Source organism: Mycobacterium sp. (assembly GCF_049802695.1).
GTDB lineage: Bacteria > Actinomycetota > Actinomycetes > Mycobacteriales > Mycobacteriaceae > Mycobacterium.
Map to the genome: position 1 here is coordinate 1 of NZ_JBARMY010000224.1, position 8,045 is coordinate 8,045.

The following is an 8,045-nucleotide window of genomic DNA, read 5'->3' on the forward strand; positions in this document are numbered from 1 at the left end:
GCGCCGCACAGCGCGGCGCCGAGAATCACTTTCTTCATAGGTCCCCCCGTTGTTTCGCAAGATCACAGATGATGGCGCCGAGCTTGTCTGCAGGCAGGTGCCTACGTTGTCCAATGTTTCGGCGCCAGCTTCCGGACGAGCAGAATTATCTCAGGTTCGCTTAAGGTTGTGTTCTAAAACGAATAATTTGCCAAACAAACAATTGGCAGTGTATTGGCAGCGACATCCGCTCAGCCGCCTAAAAACAGGCTCTGAGCAGCGGTGATACGTGGTGCGCGGTACTGGGATTGAACCAGAGACCTCTTCCGTGTCAGGGAAGCGCTCTCCCGCTGAGCTAACCGCGCGCGGTAAGACGAGTTTGAGGTGGAGACGGGAATCGAACCCGTGTGCACGGCTTTGCAGGCCGTTGCCTCACCACTCGGCCACTCCACCGCTGGGATTGATGCCACTTGCACCCTCGAGCGGATGACGGGATTCGAACCCGCGACCCTCACCTTGGCAAGGTGATGCGCTACCAACTGCGCTACATCCGCACGCAACGGACGAGATCGTCGCCCGGTGCGAAGCACGACGATAGTCCAGTGAGCGGGACCGCACAAATCTCTTGATACCACTCCGCGTCATCGCTTGCGGTCTGCCGCAGCGCTTTCTACCGCTGCGCACGCGCGTGCTAATCTTCGACCTCGTTCGCCTCTCGGCAAGGGTCTCGTAGCTCAGTGGAAGAGCGCCCGCCTCACACGCGGGAGGTCGCTGGTTCGAACCCAGCCGGGACCACAACCGTCGACGCTCGTCAAGGCTCTTGTTAGCACGGGTAAGCGACATCCCACACTTTCCGAAGAGGCGCTTAGAGCCCGGTTAATTCGTTCAGACACCACTTGTTGAGTAAGCGGACTAGGCCGACGACGACCATTACATTCATCGCTGGCACGAAGATGGCCTGGTCAGCCGGCCCGCCGGCTACATCTGCGCCCACACGATCTTGGTCTGCAGGTAGGTGTCCAGCCCCGCCTTGCCGGACTCGTATCCCCACCCGGACTGCTTGTAGCCGCCGAAGGGCATCGAGTGGTCGAACTGCAGCTGGCAGTTCAGTCCGACGGTGCCGGCCTTGAGCCGCTTGGCCATCCGGTGCGCCCGCCCGAGGTCCTTGGTCCAAGTTGTGGCGGCCAGTCCGTAGGTGCTGTCGTTTGCCAGCGCCACGGCTTCTTCTTCGTCGTCGAACGGCAGGATGGTCACCACCGGCCCGAAGATCTCCTCCTGGAACAGCCGGCTGGTGGCGGGGTCGACGTTGGTGACCACGGTCGGGTGCACGAAGTAACCTTTACGGTCCAGCCGGTGCCCGCCGGCGACCAGCTCGTTGCCGTCGGACTTGCCCTGTTCGAGGTAGCCCAGCACGCGGTTGAGCTGCTTCTGGCTGATCAGCGGGCCGATCATGCTGCCCTCCTCGGTGGGCCCACCCAGCTGCAGGCTGTTGGCGATGTTCGCGATGCCCTCCACCACCTGCTCATACACCGCACGCTGAACGAGGACCCGCGAGCCGCACACACAGGCCTGACCCGAGTGCACAAACGTGCCGAAGGACGCCATGGTGATCGCCGTGTTCAGGTCGGCGTCGTCGAAGATCACCACCGGTGACTTGCCGCCGAGCTCGAGGGTTACCTTTTTGAGGTTGCTGGCGCCTGACGCATCGACGATGGCCCGGCCCACTTCCGTCGACCCGGTGAACGCGACCTTATCGACGTCGGGATGCGCGGTGATCGCCGCGCCGGCGGTGTGCCCATACCCGATCAGCAGATTCGCGACCCCGTCGGGCACCCCGGCCTCAGCCAGGATCCGGTCCAGGATCAGCGCCGTCAGTGGCGTCTCCTCGGCGGGCTTCACGACGCTGCTGCAGCCCGCGGCCAGCGAGGGCGCCAGCTTGCAGCAGAAATTGAAGATCGGCCCGTTCCACGGGAAGATCAGCCCCACCACGTCGTAGGGCTCTTTGAGTGTGTAGGCGTGCTGATGCGACTCGATGCCGGTGAGTCCGCCGGTGTGCACGTCGGCGGCGATGCCCTCGATCTTGGTGCACCACCCGGCGTAGTACCGGAAGAACTCCGAGCTGACGGCCACGGTCGCCTGCGCTTGCATCGGCACCATGCCGGCGTTCAGCGACTCCAACTCGGCCAGCTCCGCGGCATTCTCATCGATCAATTCGCCGATGCGCCAAAGGATTTTGGCTCGCTCGCTTGGGGGTTTCCCTTTCCAGACGCCCGACTCGGCGGTCTCCTTCGCACGCGCAACCGCTTCGTTGACCGCTTCGGGACCGCAGTCCTTGAACTCAGTGATCTGATCTTCCGTGGCGGGGTTGAAGACCGGGATCACCTCACCGGTACCTGGCCGTTCGCGAATCTCCTCCAGCACAGACTGCACCGCCATGCGTATCCCTTCCTCGCCTCGACGCCACTCTTTCGGCGCCCGATAAACTGACCGCCAAAGCGGAAGTTACGCGCTTAACCCTGTGATGTCCAGCACAGCCGGCTTCGGGGTCGGCAGCATCGGAAAGCGCCTCAGCTACGTCGATGCGCGCACCACCAGGCGGGCGATGTCTCCTTCACCGGCGGTCTCGATCGGCTGTAAGCCCAACCGCTCCAGTACAGCGTCGACGGCCGCGTTGGCGACCGCTGTGGTGTCGAACTCCACCGTGGTCAGCGGTGGCGCGCTCACCGCGGCCGCCGGGCTGGCATCGACTCCCATCACCGCAAGATCGGCCGGACAGCTCAAACCGGCTTCGCGCACTCCGTGCAACACCACGAAGGCGACCTCGTCGCTCTGCGCGCACACCGCGGACACTCCGTCGCGGCGCCAGCGCTGCACGACGGTGGCGACGTTGTCCGGGGTCACCTCGGCGACCCGCGGCGCCGGCAGGCCCCGTCGCTTTGCCGCCCGCGCGACGCCGTCCAGCCAGTAGTCACCCAGCGGGCGCCACTTGGCGATCCCGGTGTAGGCGAACGCCAACTGCCGGTGCCCACGGGAGACCAGATGCTCGACGCGCATCTCACCCACCGAGAACGGCGGAGCGCCCAGCGCAGGCAGTTGACCGATCTCGATGTAGGGGATGCCCGCGGTCACGACGGCAGTTCTCACCCCGCTGCTGAGCGGAAACAGGCTCGTCACCCCGATGGGGTTCAGGTTGGCGACCGCGTCGATGACGTGCTGATCGTCCTCGGTCTCGAAAATCTGAATCTGCATGATGCCCCGCTGCGCCAGCGCCGTCGTCATCCGGCTCCCGGCAGCCATCGGCATCTCCCCGACCGCGACCCGGGGCACGACATAAAGCACGACTCCGCTCCGTCCGCTGGCGAGGTTGCGCGCCGCGAGGTTCGGACGGTAGCCCAGTTCGGCGGCGGCGCGATGCACCGCCGCCCGGGTCTGCGAGGAGATGCGCCGACCTTGGGCATTGTTGAGCACATAGCTCACCGTCGCGGTTGACACGCGCGCCAGCCGAGCCACATCGGCGTTTGTCGGCCGGGTCAACGACTCATCGCCAATCGTGCCGTCCCACCGCCGCTGGGTTCACTGGAAACAGTTCCTATCCCGCCAGGTCATAGGCGTAATTGCTTACTGGGCTCGTCGACCGCGTCGTCGGCCATTAGGATCGGATAAGCCAGCCTGCCACGCCTGCTCAACAGCCGGGTCAAGACGGAGCCCACGAGCGGACCGGTTCAACCATTGGTACTGCCGGAGTCCAGCAGGCGAGGACGCAAGCCAAATCCCGAAGGGGAAAGCCCGCATGGACGATCTGAAATTCCTGGAGCTGCACGGCGACCGCATTGCTTACCGCGACGCCGGTCACGGCGACGTGCTGCTGTTGATCCACGGCATGGCGGGAAGTTCCGCCACGTGGCGAGCCGTATTGCCGCAGCTGGCGAAGAAATACCGGGTCGTCGCGCCGGACCTGCTGGGACACGGCGAGTCAGCCAAACCGCGTGGCGACTATTCGCTGGGCGCCTTCGCCGTGTGGCTGCGCGACTTCCTCGACGAGCTCGGGATCACTCGCGCGACGGTGGTCGGCCAATCGCTGGGCGGCGGAGTCGCCATGCAGTTCGTCTATCAGCACCCGGATTACTGCGAACGCCTGGTGCTGATCAGCAGCGGTGGCCTGGGCCCGGACGTCGGTGTCATTCTGCGGTTGCTGTCGGCCCCCGGCGCGGAGTTCGTGTTGCCGATCATCGCGCCCAAGCCGGTGCTGCAGGTCGGCAACAAGGTGAAGTCTTGGTTGTCCAACGCCGGGATCCAGTCGCCGCGCGGCGCGGAGATGTGGAGCGCCTACTCGTCCTTGTCGGATCGCCAGACGCGGCAGTCGTTTCTGCGCACCCTGCGTTCGGTCGTCGATTACCGGGGTCAAGCCGTGAGTGCGCTCAGCCGGTTGAAGTTGCAAGGAGAATTGCCGGTGATGGCGATCTGGGGCGAGAAGGACGACATCATTCCCGTCGAGCACGTTTACGCTGCCCAAGCCGCGCGCGCGGGCAGCCGAGTGGAAGTGCTGCCGGACGTCGGACACTTCGCGCAGGTCGAGGCGCCCATGCAGGTGGTCAACCTGATCGAAGACTTCATAGCCACCACCGCGACCGCCGAGATCCCCAGCCAGCAGCCGAGCCCCTAGCCGCCAGAAGCCGAGTCAGTACCAAATTGCTAGCTGCTGGCCCCGCTCGTTGATCTCGGGTGGGTCCGGAACGCTGGCCGCCACTCCGCCGCCGATCCGGTGCGCAGTCCAGGCTGCCGCGGCAGCGTCGAGGACGTCGTCGGTGGGCACCGCGCCCGCGGCACCGAGCCGGTCGGGCAGTTCGATGCCCACCGATCGCAAGCGCTCGATTCGGTCGCGTTGACCGTCCCAGGTCTTCTTGCTCCGGGGCGCCGGCCCGTCACCCATCGTCGCGAACGACAGCTCGGGATGCACTTCGCGGAGCGGGAAGATGCCCTGGTCATACAATTCGTTGGCCTCCAGCAGGCGGACACGGAGGTTGAAGCTCTGCCGGCTGAGGCCTTTGGCGGTCAGCTCGACGTGACGCGCCGCCGCCGCCGGATACGACTTCTCGACGACAACCGGCCGCGGCGGTGTGGGAAAGACGCTGGATCGGCGCGGACCGAGCAGCGCGGCAGTTGCGGCGTCGGCTTGCCGCATACCGCTATCCAGCAGCCCCAGCGGAATATCGACTCCGATCACCGGCACCTTCCCGGGCGGCGGTGATCAGGTCGAGCAAATCAGTCCCCACTCGGGCGCCGGCGAACCGGCCGTCGCGAAGCTCGACGCTGACCCAGCCTTTCGACCAAACGTCGACGCCCAGCACCCGCATGGCATCCGACCCGTTTCTCGTGGTTTCATTTTGATCTGTGCCTGAGATGAATCGTCGCAAACTGATGCTGATGACGGGGTTCGGCGTGCTGACCGCCACCGCCTCCGTCCCTGCGGCGCGGGCGTGGGAGGCCGCCAGAGGCCGAGGGCCGGCACCGGCAGCGCCGTCGGGCAGCGGGTCCGGCAGTTACATCTTCCACGATGAGTTCGACGGCCCGGCCGGCTCAGCGCCCGATCCCTCGAAGTGGGCGGTGGCGCGGGCCCGGGAGACGATCAAGGACCCGACGTTCTGGGAGGAACCGGGGCATATCGGGCAGTACCGCGACGACCGCCGGAACGTGTTCGTCGACGGCAACTCCAACCTGGTGCTGCGCGCGGCGAAAGACGGTCCCACTTACTACAGCGGCAAAGTGCAAAGTTCCTGGCGAGGCGGCGTCGGCCACACCTGGGAAACCCGGATCAAACTGAATTGTCTGACGGCAGGCGCGTGGCCGGCCTTTTGGCTGGGCAACGACGACAATGGCGAGATTGACGCCGTCGAATGGTATGGCAACGGCAACTGGCCTTCGGCCACCACCGTGCACGCGAAAGCAAACGGCGGCGAATGGAAAACCCAGAACATCGCGTTGGACAGCGGCTGGCACACCTGGCGGTTCCAGTGGGACGACGCCGGGATCCGGTTCTGGAAAGACTACGCCGACGGCGCACAACCCTATTTCGACGTACCGGCCAGCTCGCTGCCGGACTGGCCGTTCAACAACCCCGGCTACACCATGTATCCGGTTTTCAACCTGGCAGTTGCCGGTTCGGGGGGCGGGGACCCCGGTCCGGGCACCTACCCGGCGGACATGCTCGTCGACTACATCCGGGTCTGGTAGAGCGTCCTGTTCACGGGGTGAGCAGCGCCACAGCGCTCCACGCCCGACGGCCCGGGCGGCGTGGGTCCGGCTGAGGCAGCCAGGCGAGCGGCCGCATGAACTTCGGCAGCCGGTCAAACCGGTAGGCGCCGTCGAATAACGACTTCACTTCGATGGTGCGCCAGCCGAGCTCTTCGAAATAGGCCAGCCCGTCCTCCGGGGCGAACTTGAACGGGGCGTTCTGCAGCATGCCGGCCATCTTCTTGTTCATCAGCTTCTTCAGGCCGGGCCCGGCAAAGTCGAGCATCCACCACGCGACCTCCGGTCGCTTGATCGCGGCGGACAGCCCAGCGACGTCGCGTTCTTCCAGATACATCAGCAGGCCCTCGGTGAGCACCAAGGCGCTGGTCGCGCCGTGCAGCGCGTCGACGAGGAAAGCGTCTCGGGCCTGCGGGTCGGCCAAGTCGACGGCGTTCCGGGTCAACCGGCATCGCGGGGTTTGGTCGGCAAGCAGCTGCGTCTTCTCGGCAAGTAATCCCGGCGGGTCCGCCTCCACCCAGGGGAACTCCGACGGAAGATCCAGCCGGTAGGGCCGGGTGTCCAACCCGGCCGCCAGGTTCAGCACCCGGTCGCACCCGTTGCCGATCGCTTCGATGATGGCGTCGTCGATGATCTTGGTGCGCGCGACCAGCCACCAACCGTTGCGGGTGGACCGTGGAACCTGGGCGACGATGGCGCGGCCGTGCTCACCGGCGAGACGTTCGGCGAGGAAGTCGTTGAACAGCGCGTCAGGACGGGCTGACTCGGTTGCCCGGTGCAGCGCTGTCCACCGGGCCGTATCGGATACATGGGTGATGACGCGCCCCGTGTCGGACATAGGCGTTACAGCACCCGGCGCTCGCGTTCAATTCCCGGCGAACCACGCGGTCGTCAGCGCGCGGGTTTGCGGTGGCGCCGCGTTGTCGAGTTCGCCGACTTTGACCGTCCACACCGGCGCCGAGCGGTCGATACACGTCCCGGCGCCTTCACTCGGCAACCACAGCACCGAAGACTCGGAGCCAGGGCCGTTGCACCCGTAGACGCCGACATACCCGTCAGCGCGTCCACCCCAGGCCCCGCCGTTGCGCAGCAAGCACCGGATGCCACCGGTGAGGACCAGCGCGAACGGGTCCGGCGTGGCGGTGGGCTGCACAGGTGGAAGCTGGCCGCCGTAGGTCACCCGATGCAACGTTTTGTCCCACGGATCGTCTTCGCAAAGCAGCGATTTGGGCGTTGAAGGCCAGCAGGTGCCTGCACTGGCGGCGCTGGGCGAGCAGTAGTAGATGTTGTCGGCTACCGCCGAGGGTGACGGCGTCGCGCAGTCGCTGACAGTGAACCTTTCGCTTTGATGCACTTCCTGGTAGCCGTTGATCGGTTGACCTGTAGGACCGACCGCCGCTGTGGTGACGACTTGGGTGGGCGGCGGATCGGCGTGCACCGGGGCGGCGACCGGGAAGACAGCCAACGCGATCGCAGTGGCAGGGACCGCAGCCACTCGCCAGGTCATCTTCCGGCTGCTCTTACAACCGGAAATGCGGAACGCTGAAGTGCGGCATCGCCGGAGCAGGCATCCGTGGCGCTTGTGGCTCGGGCATGGTCGGGAAGTGTGGCGCTTGCGGCTCGGGCATGGTCGGGACACGCGGTGACTGCGGCTCGGGAAGGCTGCGCGGCGGTTCGGGGGCCGGTAGGTGGCTCGGTGCTTCAGGGGCCAGATCACCCGGCGGTTGACCGCCGGGCAGATGCTGCTGGGGGAACGGCCCCTGCTGCGGGCGCGGGAACGGCCCCTGCTGCGGACGGGGGAACGGCCCCTGCTGCGG

7 protein-coding genes, 4 tRNA genes and 1 pseudogene are annotated in these 8,045 nt (G+C 65.9%); 3 read left to right on the plus strand and 9 right to left on the minus strand.

Annotated elements, in window-relative coordinates; translation table 11 throughout:
* Positions 1–269: 269 nt before the first annotated feature.
* The 3 genes from WA317_RS09035 to WA317_RS09045 form a co-directional block, all read right to left on the minus strand.
* Positions 270–344: transfer RNA gene (locus tag WA317_RS09035), tRNA-Val, on the minus strand.
* Between the two features lie 17 nt (positions 345–361).
* A tRNA-Cys gene (locus WA317_RS09040) sits at positions 362–432 on the minus strand.
* 28 nt (positions 433–460) lie between these two features.
* Positions 461–533, minus strand: a tRNA-Gly gene (locus tag WA317_RS09045).
* Between the two features lie 169 nt (positions 534–702).
* Here WA317_RS09045 and WA317_RS09050 point away from each other — a divergent pair.
* Positions 703–774: transfer RNA gene (locus WA317_RS09050), tRNA-Val, on the plus strand.
* A gap of 183 nt (positions 775–957) precedes the next feature.
* Here WA317_RS09050 and WA317_RS09055 read toward each other — a convergent pair.
* Positions 958–2,415, minus strand: coding sequence for an aldehyde dehydrogenase family protein (locus WA317_RS09055; protein ID WP_425172706.1), 1,458 nt, complete (start codon positions 2,413–2,415; stop codon positions 958–960).
* 135 nt (positions 2,416–2,550) lie between these two features.
* Positions 2,551–3,528 carry a LacI family DNA-binding transcriptional regulator gene (locus WA317_RS09060; protein WP_425172712.1) on the minus strand — a complete coding sequence of 326 codons (978 nt, stop codon included), beginning with the start codon at positions 3,526–3,528 and terminating at the stop codon, positions 2,551–2,553.
* A gap of 241 nt (positions 3,529–3,769) precedes the next feature.
* On the opposite strand from WA317_RS09060, the gene WA317_RS09065 reads away from it, so the two are divergent.
* Positions 3,770–4,642 (plus strand): alpha/beta fold hydrolase, encoded by an 873-nt coding sequence (locus WA317_RS09065; RefSeq protein ID WP_425172707.1) that lies wholly within the window; start codon positions 3,770–3,772, stop codon positions 4,640–4,642.
* A gap of 15 nt (positions 4,643–4,657) precedes the next feature.
* Here the strand turns inward: WA317_RS09065 and WA317_RS09070 are convergent, their stop codons facing one another.
* Positions 4,658–5,203, minus strand: coding sequence for a DUF429 domain-containing protein (locus WA317_RS09070; protein WP_425172708.1), 546 nt, complete (start codon positions 5,201–5,203; stop codon positions 4,658–4,660).
* Between the two features lie 167 nt (positions 5,204–5,370).
* Between WA317_RS09070 and WA317_RS09075 the strand changes: the two genes are divergently transcribed.
* On the plus strand, positions 5,371–6,210 hold the full coding sequence (locus tag WA317_RS09075; protein WP_425172709.1) for a glycoside hydrolase family 16 protein: 840 nt from the start codon (positions 5,371–5,373) through the stop codon (positions 6,208–6,210).
* Positions 6,211–6,220: 10 nt separating this feature from the next.
* On the opposite strand, the gene WA317_RS09080 is transcribed toward WA317_RS09075, so the two are convergent.
* The 3 genes and pseudogenes from WA317_RS09080 to WA317_RS09090 form a co-directional block, all read right to left on the minus strand.
* Positions 6,221–7,066: a class I SAM-dependent methyltransferase gene (locus WA317_RS09080; RefSeq protein WP_425172710.1), complete on the minus strand. Its 846-nt coding sequence runs from the start codon at positions 7,064–7,066 to the stop codon at positions 6,221–6,223.
* Between the two features lie 27 nt (positions 7,067–7,093).
* A complete protein-coding gene (locus WA317_RS09085) occupies positions 7,094–7,735 on the minus strand; it encodes a hypothetical protein (protein ID WP_425172711.1) in 642 nt (213 codons plus the stop codon).
* 13 nt (positions 7,736–7,748) lie between these two features.
* A pseudogene (locus tag WA317_RS09090) lies at positions 7,749–8,045 on the minus strand (hypothetical protein); the annotation flags it as partial.

Coding starts and splice junctions, on each gene's coding strand:
- WA317_RS09080 (WP_425172710.1), bottom strand. CDS start 7,066: ATGTCCGACACGGGGCGCGTCATCACCCATGTATCCGATACGGCCCGG.
- WA317_RS09065 (WP_425172707.1), top strand. CDS start 3,770: ATGGACGATCTGAAATTCCTGGAGCTGCACGGCGACCGCATTGCTTAC.
- WA317_RS09085 (WP_425172711.1), bottom strand. CDS start 7,735: ATGACCTGGCGAGTGGCTGCGGTCCCTGCCACTGCGATCGCGTTGGCT.
- WA317_RS09055 (WP_425172706.1), bottom strand. CDS start 2,415: ATGGCGGTGCAGTCTGTGCTGGAGGAGATTCGCGAACGGCCAGGTACC.